At 42.9% G+C, this 15,076-nt stretch carries 16 protein-coding genes; 13 read left to right on the top strand and 3 right to left on the bottom strand.

The window, feature by feature from the left end; all coding sequences use genetic code 11:
• Window positions 1–54 precede the first annotated feature (54 nt).
• Window positions 55–855 carry an MBL fold metallo-hydrolase gene (locus DQG23_RS21025; protein WP_113032910.1) on the top strand — a complete coding sequence of 267 codons (801 nt, stop codon included), beginning with the start codon at window positions 55–57 and terminating at the stop codon, window positions 853–855.
• Here DQG23_RS21025 and DQG23_RS21020 read toward each other — a convergent pair.
• A complete protein-coding gene (locus tag DQG23_RS21020) occupies window positions 824–1,030 on the bottom strand; it encodes a hypothetical protein (protein ID WP_113032839.1) in 207 nt (68 codons plus the stop codon). The two genes, DQG23_RS21025 and DQG23_RS21020, sit on opposite strands and share 32 nt — an antisense overlap.
• Before the next feature lie 295 nt (window positions 1,031–1,325).
• Here DQG23_RS21020 and DQG23_RS21015 point away from each other — a divergent pair, with 295 nt between their 5' ends.
• From DQG23_RS21015 to DQG23_RS20980, 8 genes are all read left to right on the top strand, one after another.
• Complete coding sequence (locus DQG23_RS21015; RefSeq protein ID WP_238177956.1) at window positions 1,326–2,462, top strand: S1C family serine protease; 1,137 nt, start codon at window positions 1,326–1,328, stop codon at window positions 2,460–2,462.
• 45 nt (window positions 2,463–2,507) lie between these two features.
• Entirely contained in the window at window positions 2,508–2,681 is a 174-nt protein-coding gene (locus DQG23_RS21010; protein WP_113032838.1) for a CxxH/CxxC protein, read from the top strand.
• A 103-nt stretch (window positions 2,682–2,784) separates the two neighbouring features.
• Window positions 2,785–3,264 (top strand): 23S rRNA (pseudouridine(1915)-N(3))-methyltransferase RlmH, encoded by a 480-nt coding sequence (gene rlmH, locus DQG23_RS21005; RefSeq protein WP_113032837.1) that lies wholly within the window; start codon window positions 2,785–2,787, stop codon window positions 3,262–3,264.
• A 185-nt stretch (window positions 3,265–3,449) separates the two neighbouring features.
• The gene (locus DQG23_RS21000) at window positions 3,450–4,217 is read left to right on the top strand and encodes a DUF5677 domain-containing protein (RefSeq protein ID WP_113032836.1); all 768 of its coding nucleotides are present in this window, start codon (window positions 3,450–3,452) and stop codon (window positions 4,215–4,217) included.
• A 684-nt stretch (window positions 4,218–4,901) separates the two neighbouring features.
• Window positions 4,902–5,471, top strand: coding sequence for a hypothetical protein (locus DQG23_RS20995; RefSeq protein ID WP_113032835.1), 570 nt, complete (start codon window positions 4,902–4,904; stop codon window positions 5,469–5,471).
• Window positions 5,472–5,885: 414 nt separating this feature from the next.
• The gene (locus DQG23_RS20990) at window positions 5,886–6,908 is read left to right on the top strand and encodes a GTP pyrophosphokinase (RefSeq protein ID WP_158560617.1); all 1,023 of its coding nucleotides are present in this window, start codon (window positions 5,886–5,888) and stop codon (window positions 6,906–6,908) included.
• Window positions 6,909–7,493: 585 nt separating this feature from the next.
• Window positions 7,494–7,853 carry a helix-turn-helix domain-containing protein gene (locus DQG23_RS20985; protein WP_420330246.1) on the top strand — a complete coding sequence of 120 codons (360 nt, stop codon included), beginning with the start codon at window positions 7,494–7,496 and terminating at the stop codon, window positions 7,851–7,853.
• A gap of 31 nt (window positions 7,854–7,884) precedes the next feature.
• Entirely contained in the window at window positions 7,885–8,193 is a 309-nt protein-coding gene (locus tag DQG23_RS20980) for a hypothetical protein (RefSeq protein ID WP_113032832.1), read from the top strand.
• A 146-nt stretch (window positions 8,194–8,339) separates the two neighbouring features.
• Here DQG23_RS20980 and DQG23_RS42220 read toward each other — a convergent pair whose 3' ends face one another.
• Window positions 8,340–8,510 (bottom strand): hypothetical protein, encoded by a 171-nt coding sequence (locus tag DQG23_RS42220; RefSeq protein ID WP_158560616.1) that lies wholly within the window; start codon window positions 8,508–8,510, stop codon window positions 8,340–8,342.
• 663 nt (window positions 8,511–9,173) lie between these two features.
• On the opposite strand from DQG23_RS42220, the gene DQG23_RS41850 reads away from it, so the two are divergent.
• Complete coding sequence (locus tag DQG23_RS41850; RefSeq protein ID WP_146762345.1) at window positions 9,174–9,863, top strand: hypothetical protein; 690 nt, start codon at window positions 9,174–9,176, stop codon at window positions 9,861–9,863.
• A 103-nt stretch (window positions 9,864–9,966) separates the two neighbouring features.
• Window positions 9,967–10,644, top strand: coding sequence for a hypothetical protein (locus DQG23_RS20975; RefSeq protein ID WP_113032831.1), 678 nt, complete (start codon window positions 9,967–9,969; stop codon window positions 10,642–10,644).
• A 172-nt stretch (window positions 10,645–10,816) separates the two neighbouring features.
• Here DQG23_RS20975 and DQG23_RS20970 read toward each other — a convergent pair whose 3' ends face one another.
• Window positions 10,817–12,166 (bottom strand): MATE family efflux transporter, encoded by a 1,350-nt coding sequence (locus tag DQG23_RS20970; protein WP_113032830.1) that lies wholly within the window; start codon window positions 12,164–12,166, stop codon window positions 10,817–10,819.
• 135 nt (window positions 12,167–12,301) lie between these two features.
• Here DQG23_RS20970 and DQG23_RS20965 point away from each other — a divergent pair, with 135 nt between their 5' ends.
• Together DQG23_RS20965 and DQG23_RS20960 are read left to right on the top strand one after the other, a co-directional pair.
• Window positions 12,302–12,985 (top strand): TetR/AcrR family transcriptional regulator, encoded by a 684-nt coding sequence (locus DQG23_RS20965; RefSeq protein WP_113032829.1) that lies wholly within the window; start codon window positions 12,302–12,304, stop codon window positions 12,983–12,985.
• 343 nt (window positions 12,986–13,328) lie between these two features.
• Window positions 13,329–15,068 carry an ABC-F family ATP-binding cassette domain-containing protein gene (locus tag DQG23_RS20960; protein ID WP_113032828.1) on the top strand — a complete coding sequence of 580 codons (1,740 nt, stop codon included), beginning with the start codon at window positions 13,329–13,331 and terminating at the stop codon, window positions 15,066–15,068.
• The last annotated feature ends 8 nt before the right edge of the window (window positions 15,069–15,076 follow it).

Raw genomic sequence — 15,076 nt, 5'->3', positions numbered from 1 at the left:
CATGATCGCAGCACGAACGACAGCATGTATGAAAGGGCAGAGGGAGCAGGGATTATGGGGTTACGGTTTAGTGTTTTATCCAGCGGATCCACAGGAAACGCTACGGTAGTGACGAACGAGGAAACGAAGGTGCTCGTGGACGCCGGCTTCAGCGCGAAGAAGATCGACGAGCTGCTGCAGGAGCGCGGCATGTGCGGCAGCGACCTGGATGCCATAGTGGTGACGCATGAGCATGCGGATCATATTAAAGGGCTTGGCGCTGTTGCGCGCAAGTTTGACCTTCCGATCTACGCCAACGAGAAAACGTGGGCGGAGCTGGACCGGCAGATCGGCGAGATTGCCGAATCCAACAGGCGCGTCCTCGATACGGGCGGGCTGCTCGAGATCGGCACGATGCAGATCGAATCGTTCGGTATTTCGCACGATGCGGCGGAGCCCGTAGGGTATTGCTTCCATGAAGGAGAGCAGAAGCTGAGTCTGGCAACGGATCTCGGCTATATGAGCGGCAAGGTAAAAGAGAAAATCAAGGATTCGGACGTTCTGGTGCTCGAATCCAATCACGATATCGAGATGCTGCGCATGGGCAAGTATCCGTGGAACATCAAACGCCGCATTCTGAGCGACGTCGGCCACTTGTCCAATGAGGCGGCAGGCGAAGGACTTATCGACATCCTTTCGTCCAAGACGAAGCGGGTTTATTTAGCGCATTTGAGCCGCGATCACAACATGATGGATTTGGCGCGGCTGACGGTCGGCAACATACTTGAAGGGCAGCGGATCACGGAGGAGCAGGTCAAACTGATGGATACATACTTCGACCGGCCTACTGCTTGGGATAGATTGGATCAGGATTGATGGCGTCCAGCTGAACGAGTTTGTTTTCAAGCTCGCTGTGCGTAAGCTGCCCCTTCTCGATCAATAGCTCCAGCAGCGCGCTGATCAAGACGGTTTGCCGGTAGTGCTGTTCTTTCATGTCGGCCAGTTTGCCGATCAAATCGACTTGCTCCAAGTGATTGAATATACGATTCATCCCGATTCTCCTTTTCTAGGAAACTATGATTTTTGTCTTTCTTTTGTGTTACTATTGTAGTCAAGCGTTCACAAAAACATTCCGATTATTTTCGTTTATCCGAAAGTATATCGTGGAGTGCTCTAAATCCCGGTAAACGCCATGGTCAAAGACACCGGTAGGCGTTTATCCTTGTTCATTCGGCGGGTTTTGTTCCGCTGCAGTAACGCGTTTTTGATCGGATATAGGAAAGTTAAGATAGATGCCGGGTTCACCGGTTTAGGGCTGACGATCCGTCAGAAGGGAGAGGGATGGATTGAGCTTTTTTCAAGACGATTTTTACTCCACCAAGATGTCCAGATGGGGACAGCGGGGATGGAACAGACAGCCTCAGAACGGCGGCGGCATCGTATGGGTGGCCATTATTGCCGCCGTATTGGGGGCTCTCCTTTGTTTAGGGCTTGTTGCAATCCTTCGCCCGGCTGCTACCGGAGGCCATGACCAAGTAGTGGCGGCGGCCGACAAGGTGAAGCCTGCGGTTGTCAGCGTGCTAAGCACAGTGAAAGACGCCAAGCAGGATAAGATGATGGGCTTGGGTCTCGGTTCGGGCATCATTTTTCAGAAAACGGGCGGGAAAGCGCGAATCGCTACCAATTATCACGTTATTGACGGCGGGACGGATTTTGAAATCGTTCTTCCTGACGGCAAGCGGAAGAAAGCGACCGTTCTCGGCAAAGATCTGTACACCGATTTGGCGGTGCTGGAAATCGACGCGGGCGACGTGACGAGCGTAGCCGAGTTCGGCAATTCGGACTTGCTTAAGGCAGGTCAGACGGCCATCGCGATCGGCAATCCGCTTGGATTGGACTTCTCGCAGACGGTTACCACCGGTGTAATCAGCCGGCCTAAGAGCAACATCCCGGTTTCGCTCGGACAGAACGGCGAGCTCGACTGGGAGATCGACGTCATTCAAACCGATGCGGCGATTAACCAAGGAAACAGCGGCGGACCTTTGGTCGGCCTGGATGGTAAAGTCATCGGGATCAACAGCTTGAAAATCGCGACGACCGGCGTAGAGGGACTCGGGTTCGCGATTCCGATTAACGAAGCGAAGCCTATTCTTGAAGCACTCATACAAGATCATAAAGTTAAACGCCCGGCTATGGGCATTACGCTTGAAGATTTGCAATCGTATCAAACCGGTCTCGATGTACTAAAATTGCCCGACGATGTGAAAACTGGAGTTATCGTACTGGACGCATCCGGCCCGGCTAAAGAAGCAGGGCTCAAAACCAGCGACGTGATCGTCGAGCTTGACGGCAAGCCGATCAATTCCGCTTTGGCATTGCGCAAATATTTGTATAACGAGAAGAAGATCGGCGATAAGCTGTCCATCACATACTATCGGGCAGGGAAGAAAGCGACTGCTTCGCTTACGCTCGGGGAGCTGTAGTCTGTAGACGGACGGCGTTATGGCCATTCAAATTGGGGGACGCACATGTTTGTCGTTTGCAAAGAACATCTGGAGCTGGCCATCGACCGGTTCGTAGATGAATACGAAGAAGCGCCCGATCTGGTCGATCTGCTGGAGACGCGTTTTCCCGATTGGACGCCGCCGGCCTGCTGCGAAGAGCAAGGCTGCGAACAATTCGGACGTTTTCTGGTCGTGTGAATAGGGCGAGAGGGGGAGCGAAAGCTCTCCCTTTTTGCTTTGTAAGGCTAGGAGCAGATAAGGAAAAATGTTCCACGTGAAAAAATGAGGGAGAGTCGCACATATGAACATTCAAATCATCGCAGTCGGCAAGCTGAAGGAAAAGTTTATGGCCGACGGCATTAACGAGTATTTAAAGCGAATGGGCCCGTATGCGAAGATGCAGGTCGTGGAGGTGCCGGACGAGAAAGCGCCGGAGACGATGAGCGAGGCGGAGGAGGAGCAGGTTAAGAACCGCGAGGGCGAGCGCATTCTTGCGCATATCAAGCCGGACACGCATGTCATCGCACTGGCCATCGACGGCAGCCTCTGGTCGTCGGAGGAGCTGGCGCAGCAGATCGACCGCCTCGGCACGTACGGCCGCAGCCAGCTCGCCTTCGTCATCGGCGGCTCTAATGGGCTCGCCGCTGCCGTGCTGAAGCGCGCCGACCAGAAGCTGTCGTTCGGCCGATTGACCTACCCGCACCAGCTGATGCGGCTTGTTTTGACCGAGCAGGTATATAGGGCGTTTAAGATTATTCGGAGGGAACCATATCATAAGTGACGGCGAAAAATTGGGGTGTAGAAAGTTTGGTTCGCCATACATTCGCCCTGTTCCTAACCGTTGCGATGAAAGATAATTAGCATAAAATTATGGTTAATAAGCTTCGAAAACAGGTGTTTTCGGGAGGTTCATTATGTTCGTGAATACGACGTTATCTGAAACAAATTGAAAGGAAGGAAATTTAAATGAACAATCAACCACTCATTGACGAAGGTGAAAAAATAATTGAAGGTCAATTAATGGATGAAATGCAACTACATTTAATTGGTTGTAAGAACTGTTGTAATGTAATTGCGAAATCAATCGAAGCATTTCCAGTGATGGATGTCAATAATGTGACAAGCTCAATAAAAGTTGTTACTTCTTTATTAGCAAAAATATTGAACGATTTAAGGGCCGCTTCAATTTTATCAGCAAGAGGATACTCAATTCAAGCCGCTACACTGGCTTCGTCATTATACGAATCAGCTTTTATGATAGCGTATATAGGAAACAACAACGATTTAGCTGATAAATGGATTAATCATGAAGATCCATCGAATTTATTTATCTCTGTAAAGAAGCTAACTGAACAAGGTTTAAAGAATATTAACGCACCAAATTATAAAGAACTCTCCGAGCGGGAGTATAACAATTATAGACAATTATGTATGGTTAAGCATGGCAATCCACTTATACAAAAAAATCATGTATATTCAATGGAAGGAAACTCTGTGGTCGCAATCTTTGGGCCAGAAACAAGCGAACCTTCTATAAGAGTTAGCTGGTTTGCTTTAGAGAATGCAATAAATTATTCAATGATTGCGTTATCTAGCTATATAAACTGTCATTTACAAACAAAAACATCATCTGAGATTTTTGAACAATTTGATGATTTAAAAGAAGTGTATAAAGAATTACACAAGAAAGCAGTTGAAAGATGGGGCAATGAAAATCCCTTACCTGAATTGTAACTCAATGAAGCCGTAGGCATCAACTACCGTAATTCCCGCTGCACGGCTACCGCCGCTTGCTCCGCTGGTTTTAGGTACTAACTTCGTTTGCACAGATAACAGTAACACTAAATAAGAGTGAGTATAAGTTATTTGGAACTGTGGGGTTTTTCGGACATGAAAAGCCTCTTCCCCCATTTCAGAGGAAGGGCAACGCTTAAAAAATGCTTCTCGGTCTCCTTGTTGAACACGCACTCGACACTGCCTACTTGCTTCCCGCCGTCCAGAGTAATTCGCTTCACGGCAAATTTGGAAATAGCCCATCATCGTCCTGTCCAGCTTCGACAAGAAGCTCACCTTCGGCCGCATGACCTATCGCACCAACTGATGCATATGCCCTGCTGGAGCAGGTTTATCGGGCGATTAGATTAATTGAGGGAACAGTGCGATAAGTGACGGCGAAAAAAGCTCTGTCAAGGAAAAGCATGGGATAGCGAGCCTTTGTGAGACTTTTGGTTTCAGAGGCTTCCTAGTTCTTCGTGACTAGGAAAGTGTCTGTTATTTTCCACCTATAATGGTATGATGAGGGAAGGGTAGGAGATGTCAATGGATACTGACATCCTATCGCACTTTATACATCTTGGATATAGCGAATACACGAACATTTAAGGAAACTACTGCAAAACATCAGAAAGGGGAATATATTTGAGTAACTATGGAGAGGAATTAGCATATTGGTACTTGCGACTAAATGGATTTTTCACGATAAATAATTTTGTTTTACACCATAACAGAGAAGGCCGTACTTCAGATGCTGATATTCTTGCGGTTCGATTTCCTTATGTTTACGAAGAAGTTGGTGGAAGAGATGAAGATTGGGACAATCAACTAGTCGGGAGATTTAATAAAGACAAAATTGTAGGTTTGATTTGTGAGGTTAAAACCGGATTGGATTTTGATGAAACAAAATTATTCAAAGAGGTGAACTTATCTAAAGCTTTGGGGAGATTTGGGTTTACAGAGAGATTAGACAGGCAAGCTGATGAACTTAGCATTAAACCAAGCCTGACAATAGACAATTACGAAATATATAAAGTTCTTATCTCAACAGACCCACAGTCGCCTCGGACTGATTGTTTACACATAAAATTAGTAGATGTACAACGGTTTATTAAAGAAAGAATGAAAAAATACGTTTATAGAAAGTTGTCGGATAGAATGTTTTTTCAATCCGAGCTCTTACAGTACATGATTTGGGAAGAAAGCATGAAATGAAGATATCGCTCTACAGGTATGCAATATCCGTAAACGCCATATTCACACTATGCTACCACCAACTGATGCATGTACTCTGCAGGAGCAGGTGCATCGGGCGATTAGATTAATCGGGGGAACAGTGCCATAAGTGACGGCGGAAAATTGGGGTGACAAGAAGGATGTGGATGCCTTTAGGAGTGATGGAGGAAGGTGTGATAGAGATATGTTTATCCCCCTAGAGAAGGGTTCTAGGGGGATTTTTGTGCAACTAAAAACGACAACGTTTTCCAAATTCGTGGTATGATTGTGATGTATGGAGGGCTTGTATTCGTAAATATTTGTGAACTCGTATTATTATCTAACTTCGCAAAAGAGACGCTATACGCAACCTTGGAAAATCGAATATCTATCATGAAAGAAAGGAATATAGGTATGGAAAACAAAGAAATTCTTAAACAAGAATTTTTAAAGGTTAGCCCCTTATATCAAAGATTATCAATTAACATAACTGAATCCTTAAGATTTTTACTTAAAGAAAATAATATCTCTTTCTTGGATGTATATTCAAGAGTTAAAGAATTCGATTCTTTCTTCGATAAGATTGATCGAAAACAATACAAAAAACCTTTTGATCAGATAGAAGATATTTGTGGATTGCGTATTGTCTGCTATTATCCTTCTGATATTTTATTAATTAAACAAATAATAGACAAGGAATTTATAATTGTAAATTCAGAAGATAAGCTTGATTCTTTGGAACCAGACAAGTTTGGCTATAGGTCTCATCATTTTGTCGTAAAATTAAGAAATGGATGGTTGAATGTTCCAAACTATAGAGGTTTAGGAGGTTGCAAAGCAGAAATTCAAGTAAGGACAATATTAATGCATGCTTGGGCAGATATCTCTCATAAATTATCTTATAAGAAGAAAGAACATGTCCCAGAATTATTCCAGAGGAATTTATTTCAACTAAGTGCTTTATTTGAGATTGCAGACGATAGATTTGATATGCTTCGAGCAGAGCGCGAGAATTATCGCAACAGTATGATTAATAATGGACTATTCAATCTTGATCAAGAGCTTAATTTAGATAGTTTACAAGCATTTTTAGATTTTCATTTTCCGGATCGGGTCAAGCAAACGCATGGAACTATAGATTTACTAGACGAGTTGATGAAATATAACATTTCTCTAGAAGATTTAAATGAATCATACAATAAAGTAAAGAAACTTATTCCCAAATTTGAGATGGAAATTTTCCTTGAGGATAACATAGAGAGAGATGTTAATGAAGATGAACACAGATGGTATCAGAGTGGAATCATTAGGCATATTTTGGAACTTACAAATGATCACTATTGGGAAGATAGATGCGAAGAGTTTAAAGATGTGCCTAACAGTCAGATTGAATTGATACAAGCTCAAAGAGAAAGAGTGAAGAAGAACAATTCGTAGTCTTAATCGATTCAGCCGAGGAAGCGTATAACATAATATTCCGCGTCGGGGGACGAACCCCCTCGGTCCGGCCGAGAGTCGAATGGGTTCAGTGAGGCGATTTTAGTAACAAGGAAGTGGATTGGCTAAGACAACTAATGTGGGTGTCAGGGCGACTCTCAGAATGGGTAGGTTAAGGCCACACAGCGTTCATTTAGCCTTGACCTAGGTCACACTTGCTCTATCACAGCCCCCACGCTCCACCAAGCCAAACCAAGGAGAACGTTCATCACAGGCGTTCTCCTGTTGCACTTCACGTATTACTCATTCATTACCTCACGCGCTTTCATCTGCGCATAAGCTTCGCCAAGCCCAATCGACTTGTAATATTCCCGCTCGGCTTGCTCCATTCGCTCCATAACGGCTGTGTGGTTTTGCTCCGATGGCCCATTTTTCTTATCCGCCTTCCTGGTTTGAAATGGTTAAGATTCACAAATGGAATGAGTTTCCTTTATCGAAATAGTACTATTAAGTACTTTTTTATACAAGTTTTTTTAATATGAATATCTGTTAGCGTGCTGAAACCTCTCCTAACCTGTAGTAGAGGTGGTTTTAGTGAGCTTACCAATTTTGGTCGGGAATAGAATTAGATCGTTACGAAAAGCGAAGGGGTGGACTCAAGAGCAACTAGCTGAGGGATCATCGCTTCATTACAGTTATATAGGTGGAGTCGAACGAGGGGAACGTAATATTTCCTTAGAAACATTGGAGAAGATTGTTTTGGCTTTACAAGTATCGCCTATGGAGTTATTTCGGGTTGAGCTTGATGCGGACGATGACGCGAAGGCTCATCGCAAGGCCGTTGATGAGCATATGTCCATGATAAGCTGCAGGAGTACGGAGGAGATTGAAATGATCTCCAAGATAAATCAGGACATTTTTACTGCTATTGATAACAAGCGTTAGTTTCTATGTGAAATCGGTCAGGAGGAGTGGCATGAAAGGCAAGCCGATAAAAGTCACTGATTACTGCGTTTTGTGGAAGCAGGTGATTAACGATAATGAGCATGGCGAGAGGTATGCAATTGAAAAAATCGAGGTAAAGTCCACCGGGAATGAAGAGATTCGATTCACGTATTACAAGAAGTCCGATGACGGTAAATTTCGTTTTGTACCTAGACCGCTTGATCTCAGCGAGTCAGCGCTTTTAGAGTTGTTTAAAAAAGAGGGAATTACAGAAGTTTTTAGTGCAAATTTCTTGAACGAACTTAGAGATGTTTTAGATGAACTCTGTCGCAGAAAATAGTACATAAACAGATAGAAGGAATTAAATACGTAGCCCGACCTAACTTAGTCATGAAAACCACCAACGCCATTTCGGGTTATTGGTGGTTTTGGTTTATCTAGATTCATTTAGGTCGAGAGCATTTGCCCGATCTGGATACATGCTGATCACACGGAATCACCGTGCAAGGAGACTTCCGTATTTACTTCAGTCCAGCGATCATACAGCTTGAGCAATTCAGCTTGATAAGCGTCAATCGGTTGCACGGTTAAACCAGCATCAGATGCTTGAGTGCCATAAAGCCTATCGAAGCGGATCCGTAATTCATCCCATTCCATTAGCCCATTCCCCCATATTGTACAAGTTCGGATTCGAGTAAAGCATAGAGGAGGAGCGGGACTAATTACAAACTTGACTTCGGTGAATGATTTGAGAGGGATTATGAAGGAATTGCCCGGTTGCTTCGCCTCTCGTGGTTTTTGGCAATATTCAATAATCTTTAACTAGTGGGGCGAAAGGATTGCAAAAATGCAAGCCGCTTTTGAAGCTCGGAACGCTGCCGCGCGGCAGAGCCTTCGTCGATGCTGGAAACATATTATCACCTATCGGGATTGTCGAAACAGAAGTCGTGTTCCCTACACCACGCCGCACATTTATTCGGGCTTTACCCATCAATCTAAGAGATACTCAGGATATTGTTTTTGAAATAACCTTCATAATCTCTCGCTTTTACACTTGTTTAGGCTGGTTCGATCACTGCTGTCACCAGAGACGAGAAGATATAGGATTCAGGTCTTCATCAAAGCTCAGTTGAGTCGCCGCGATCTCTTTACTACCATAATGTGGTATCATTCTTAATGAGGGATATTCTACTAGCCCTTTTCCCTTCCATTGTAAGGTTATCAGGAGGAATATCACGGCTGTAAAAGTATAAATGTCCGTACTAGTAATCGTAAAAAAGGATGAGACTGTAGCCGCTCAATAAGAAGGGATATGGCTTAATGAAGATAAAGCGCTTCTTTGGACTAAAAATTGAAACAAGATGCGATAGATGTCACGATAAAATAGACTCTCCCCCCGATACTTATACACTCTGCAAAGAGTGCTTTTCTATTGATCCCCAAAAGATTAGAGAACATGAAACAAAGCTGGACTATCCTCACCTAGTCGCAGGTCAAACGTGTGTTTTGTGCAAAAAGAGTCCAGCCAATACACAACATAATCATACTTGTTATAAATGTGTTTCCCAGCACAACGACAGAACTCACAGCGGATGGTATATTAATAGCGACTATGACGAAGGTACCAAATTGTATCGCAGTTGTATTTGTGGAGATGTCGTTGTCATTACTATTGGCATACCACATCATTTTGAATATTACAGGGTAGGAGATAGAAGACCAACGACAATACCTTATCCGTGCAGCAGGAATGTCAGAAAACATGAACATTGTGAACATAATTGGCTGATCCTCGCAGAAAACGATACTCCTTATGAAGAGGGGTTAAAGAAATACAAGGAATACAAACAAAACCCTGCTATGGGTTTTCTCTTGGATGGTGAAGATGATTACGAGCATATGGCGTTTGGATCAACTAAATTTTGGTGTAGTCGATGTGGATTGTATCATAATTTATCTCCAAGTAAGGTGAAGCTTCTCCCGTCAATTGGTTACATTAAGCATGACTAAATCATCAGTTACATATAAGCGAAGCTCCTATCGGTGGGCGCTTTACTTTGTAGATTCTTATTGTCTCAAACATAGGGTAATCAAGACTAGGAGGACGAGTAATGTGAAGATTCATAAACTAACAATTATTTATATGATGATAGTCTGCGCCGCTGCACTTTCATTAGCTTTATTTTTGGATTATAAAGGAGTAAACTTTTGGTCCAATATAGCCGTTGGAATACTATCGAGTGGAGTGCTTGCATTAATAATCTCGGTAGTTGGATACAACATAGAACGGCGAAGAACATTAGAGGAATTTTATACTCAGGCTTGCAAAGCAGTACGGAATCTTGGGTTATATGAACATGATGAAAACGAAGAGCAAATTATGAGAACAATTATAAAGATGGCAGATTATGATTATAGTGCCTTAAATACTTCCTACGCAAATATAGACTTCATTTGGAATTCCAAGAAGCTGAGGAATCGTATTTATAACAATGTTTATTTGGAAATAGTCACAATTAAAAATGAAATAGCGGACAAGGTAGTGCATTTCCAATGGTATTTAACCGGGAAAACAACAAATCTTCCTGTAATGCAATATTATATTAAGGAACTCGACAAAATCCTCGTAATGAGAAATGATAGCGAATTCCATAATCAAGATGGCAGCGTAACCAAAATGAGTTATGTTTGTAGTAGTACAAGCCGTATTATTGAGGAAGAGCTAAACACATGGTATTTTCAATTGATGTATGGGAAAAAGGCTAGCACAAAAGTACCAACCAAAGAATAATTCATATTAACTATGTTCCTATACAGTCGCAGCGCATTTTTCGCCGATGTCCCCGTTAAGCTGAACCATACCATAAGTGACAGCGAAATATTTGCCTTAATCACTTAAGGGCACGGAAATTTGTCGTGCAACAAGACAGGATCGAGGAGTGTCCTCGTCCTGTCTTCTCCTACTATACTAAATTATCCAAATCCGGCTGCAATTTGTTCCGCAGAACATACAGCATGATGGCACCAACAAGGAACGCGACGGCATCCGCAATGACGAGCGACCAGACTACCCCGTGGAAGCCGTTCATTCGATTGGCGATATAGAGCACGGGAATCAGAGTTATTCCTTGAATAACTGACATAACTAACGCGGCGGTTCCTTGCGCAGTTGCTTGGAAGATCCCCGTAAACAACGTGGTCATTCCCGAAATGAACAAGGATAAGAACGTCACATGCAGAAAATAACTGCCCATTTCAATTAATTGAGGGTCATTCGTGAATAAACCAATTAAGTGGTTGGAGATCAGATAGACGATGACGCCGAACACGACGGCTAACGCCACAATCGCTTTGATTGTAAATCCAATGGTATGCTTCATGCGCAATTTATCCGCCGTAAAAGAGAAGGCAATCAACGGCACGACTCCCTCGCACAAGCCCATCAGAATAAACTCGGGAAATTGCAATAAACGCGATGAAATTCCGTAAGCCGCTACGGACTGATCCCCATAATCGACAAGAAAATGGTTAAAAATGAGCGACATTGCACCCAAAAAGATACTCATAATAAAGACGGGAACTCCGATTTTGAATACATTGCTCAGGATGACCTTGGTAGCCTTGAACCATTTTACGGAAACGGTTAAGAATTCGCTCTTATTTCTCATATGGAAAGCGTAGAATACACTCGCGACCAAGTTCGAAACGACCGTGGCAGACGCAACGCCGATCACGTCCCCATGGAACACGAAAATGACTAACGCATCGAGAATAATATTTACGACAACACTGAGAATCATACCGATCATCGACGTGATTGCCGCGCCCTCCGCGCGCACGATATTCTCCAGAGTGAAGAATAATACGACGATGGGCGAACCCATAAGCATAACCGTGACATAGTCCTTCGTGAATCCGAAGGAATCGGCCGTTGCCCCCAGGCCATGGACGATTGAATCGATCGACGGAAGACCGACGGTGATCACGATAAGACCGAGAATTAAACTGCTGTAAAAGGCGAATGAAGACACATGCTTTACATCATCGTATTTTTTCTCCCCTAGCAAGCGCGAGATGAATGTACCGCTACCCATGCCAATCAGGTTGCCTAGCGCCATAATGACCGCGAATAACGGCAAGGTTAGCGCGAGTGCGGTTAACATGGAGGTGTTGTGGAGCGTACCAAGGAAAAAGGCATTCAAGATGGAATAGATGACGCTCATTGACGTGCCTAGCATCATCGGTACGGCGAAGTGAGCTACGGCTTTAGCGATCGGTGCTTTTTCAAAGAAATGGAGGTTTTCTGCATTCATGGGGGTCACTTCCTTCTTTGTCTGTTTCGTGAGTCTAACAGTGTTAGATTGAACCTTACAGTGTTAGATGATATCATGAACCTATAAACCTGTAAAGAACAAAGCTTACACTGTTAGATAAAAGGGCGGATAACGATGAAAAAGCAACAGCCTCAGATTTCGGAGGATAAGATTTTGGAGATCTCGTGGGAGCTTCTGAGGGAGGAAGGAATTGAGAAATTCAGCATGAGACGTTTGGCCGACCGGCTGGGGATTCAGGCTCCCTCTTTGTACTGGTACTTCAAGAGCAAGCAGAATCTCTATCAGCGTCTGGCCAACCAAGTATCGAAAATAATTCTGGAGGAGTTTCACACCGAGGGGGACTGGAAGGAGCAACTGACGGGACTTGCGGTTACGGTACGGAGCGTGCTCAGCCGGTATCCCTGCTCTACGCAGCTCATGATGATGACGCTGCCCCACGAACCGGACATCATCCGGTTCACTAACCGTATGCTGCTCTGCGTGGAATCGACGCCTCTTGAGCAAGAGCAGAAAATGCAAGTGGTGACTACGCTCGTGAACTATGTCTTCTACTTCGTCCTAGACGATTATCAGCATGAGCGCAATGTCTCCGCTATCCTTAAGGACGACCCGGGGGCACTTCCAGGCGAAGAGATGATTAGCCTCCTGGATTCCATGAGCGAGACGGAAGCGGGATTGTTCCGGAGGATGTTCACGAACGGGCTGTTCGAGCTGATGGGGACCGACGGGGCGTTCGAGTTCGGCTTGAGGCTGATTTTGTTGGGGGTTGAGCAGGTGATAAAGGAGCAGGAGAAGTAGGGTGTAAAAACCGTTTATCCGGTAATCGGATGAGCGGGTTCGCATTTTTCCCTGATAGACCCGTTAAGCTGAGCCGTACCATAAGTGACAGCAAGATTTTATTGTAAAACTCGATTCAAGTATGCAAAAATCGCCGATAATATGATTAAAGTCGAGTTCATTCCGGCCGCCTTTATAAGAACAGTTAATGAGGTATCAAGGAACTTTAACCCCCAACGGATGGGATACAAATGGATTGTGATTGGTTGTAAACAGTGTTACGCTAACAACGGTAAACTTATAATCTATGCTCATCAATACATCCGATAATAGTCACCATTTTAGTTAGAAGAAAGGTAATACTATGATAAAAGTTGAAAACTTATCCTTCTCATTTCCGCAAAAAGAATTATATACAAACATTTCATTTACGCTCGAAGAGGCACAACATTGCGCTTTTATAGGAACAAGTGGCAGCGGGAAAAGTACATTGATAGATATCCTGATGGATCCAGAAAGATATTTGTTCGAGGGCAAGTTAGAAATAGACCCAACCTGCAAGATTGGGTATGTAAGTCAGTTCTCTCAACTAGACAGAGCGAAAGAAACAACTGTGTTTGAATATATCGGAGATAAATTTATTAAGATACAAAATGAAATACAATCTATTTGTACTGAAATGGAAACATCATTGGATATTGAGCCGTTACTCGAAAAGTATCAATTAGCTTTAGACGCATTTGATTCAATCGGTGGGGAAGATTTTGAAAGCAATATTAATAAGAAACTAAATCTAGCAAACCTCATGAAGCTTAAAGATCTTAGAGTATCCGACCTAAGTGGTGGGGAATTCAAACTCATTCAAGTGATGAAGGAAATGCTTAATAGCCCAGACTTAATGATAATGGACGAACCAGATGTATTTTTAGACTTTGAGAACCTAAATGCACTTAAAAATCTTATTAATGCTCACAAAGGAATACTGCTAGTTGTTACGCACAACCGATATTTATTGAATCATTGCTTTAACAAAATTTTGCACCTTGAAAACACGGAGATCCAAGAGTTTGATGGGCGATATATAGATTATAATTTCTCATTACTTCAAACTAAAATTGAGTTACAAGAACTCACAGTCGCTGAGGCAGAAGAAATTGAGAGAAACGAGAACATCGTCAATAATCTAAGAGCTATCGCAACTATTAATTCAGAAGCCTCTAGAGGTAGAGCGTTAAAAGCTAGAGTTAGGTATCAAGAGAGATTGGTAGCTCGTAGAATTAAAGAGCCATTTGTTGATATTAAGCAGCCGACTATCCGTTTCGGTATCGATAATGAAATGGAAGATACCACTGTTATAAATGTTAATAATTATAATGTAGCCTTTGATGAGTTGCTTTTAGAAAATGTTTCCTTTGCGATAAAATCTACGGATAAAGTAGCTCTTATCGGTGCGAATGGTACCGGAAAAACGACATTACTCCGAGAAATCTTTAACAATAATCATGATTCCATTCAAATAAATGTGGATGCTAAAGTGGCTTATTTATCTCAGCTTCAAGGTGAAATGCTAAATGATTCTAATACAATTCTTGAAGAGTTCATTGATGCGGGGTTTGACACTTATGATGAGGTCAGATCGTATATTGCCAACTATGGCTTTGAGGGAGAAATCCTTAATCAAAAGATAGAATCTTTATCTGGTGGAGAAAAAAATATGCTTCAATTAGCTAAAGTTTCTGCCAGTAAAGCAAACGTATTGCTTCTTGATGAACCGACAAGCCATTTAGACACCTATACACAGATAGCACTGGAGAAAGCTATTAAAGACTATAAAGGTGCGATTCTCATGATATCGCATGATTTCTATTCTGTTGTAAATGGTATGGACTATGTATTAATCATTGACGATAAGACGATTAGAAAAATGAGTATGCGAAAATTTAGACAGATGATTTATGCTAGTCATTTTAATAGAGACTATTTAGAAACGGAACAAAATAAAAAATCAGTTGAAATGAAAATTGAATTGGCTTTAAAAGATACTGATTTTGAACTTGCAAAAGGATTAGTTGATGAGCTAGAAGAGCTGATTAAGTTGCTTTAAATGACAAC

Source organism: Paenibacillus contaminans (genome assembly GCF_003285015.1).
GTDB classification, from domain to species: domain Bacteria; phylum Bacillota; class Bacilli; order Paenibacillales; family NBRC-103111; genus Paenibacillus_V; species Paenibacillus_V contaminans.
Note: the sequence above shows the minus strand (reverse complement) of the source record. Positions and strands in the feature narration are given on the sequence as shown.